The sequence below is a fragment of the Calditrichota bacterium genome, from assembly GCA_014359355.1.
In the GTDB taxonomy this organism is placed as follows: domain Bacteria; phylum Zhuqueibacterota; class Zhuqueibacteria; order JANLFK01; family Oleimicrobiaceae; genus Oleimicrobium.
In genome coordinates this window covers 1-1068 of sequence record JACIZP010000322.1, presented here as the reverse complement: position 1 = coordinate 1068, position 1068 = coordinate 1, and the positions used below count along the sequence as shown (strand labels likewise).

The 1068-nt window shown below is 59.6% G+C and carries 1 protein-coding gene; it reads left to right on the top strand.

Annotation, left to right across the window (positions count from 1 at the left end):
• Positions 1–5: 5 nt before the first annotated feature.
• Positions 6–1068: cysteine--tRNA ligase (locus tag H5U38_13725; GenBank protein MBC7188079.1), on the top strand; the 1063-nt coding region annotated here is incomplete at its 3' end.

Here is a 1068-nt window from a genome sequence, read left to right as displayed (position 1 = left end):
ATAGGATGGCGCTCAAGTTTTACAACACGCTCACCAAGCGAAAAGAAGAGTTCGTTCCCTTGCACGAGGGAAGAGTGGGCATCTATGTGTGCGGGCCTACGGTCTATGACCATGCCCACATCGGTCATGCCAAGAGCTATGTCTCTTTCGATGTCATCGTGCGCTACCTGCGCTACCTGGGCTACCGGGTGCGCTATGTGCAGAACATCACCGACGTTGGCCACCTCCTGGACACGGGTGAGGACCGCATATTGAAGGGTGCAGCGCGCGAACGTGTCGAGCCCATGGAGCTGGTCGAACGATACACGCGCAGTTACTTCGAGGACATGGATGCGCTCAATGTCGTCCGGCCCGATATTTCGCCGCGCGCCTCTGGGCATATCCCCGAGCAGATCGAGCTTGTCAAGACCTTGATCGCCAAGGGCTATGCCTACGAGGTCAACGGCTCGGTGTACTTCGATGTGACCAAGTTCCCTGCCTATGGCAAGCTTTCCGGGCGGTCGGTGGATGAGCAAGAGGCGGGCGCGCGCGTGGAAGTGAGTCCCGACAAGAAGCATCCGGCGGATTTTGCGCTGTGGAAGAAGGCCGAGCCCGCACATATCATGCGCTGGCCCAGTCCATGGGGGTGGGGCTTCCCCGGCTGGCACGTGGAATGCTCGGCCATGGCCATGAAGTACCTTGGCGAGACCCTTGACATTCACGGCGGCGGCTTGGAGAATTCATTCCCCCATCACGAGTGCGAAATCGCCCAGAGCGAAGCGGCGACGGGCAAGCCGTTTGTTCGCTACTGGCTCCACAACAACATGGTGCTGGTCAATGGCGTAAAGATGAGCAAATCGCTGGGCAATTTTACTACCATCAAACAGGCCCTCACCAAGCACTCGGGCGAGGAACTGCGCTTCTTCGTGCTCAGTAGTCATTATCGTTCGCCGCTGGACTACAGCGACGAGGCCGTCAGTGCTGCGGGTCAGGGACTGGCCCGCTTCCATACGCTGCTGAGAACCCTGGAACACCGCCGTGGCGACGCGGCTGAGGGGGAAGCCGATGCCCAGCTGTTGGCCACGCTCC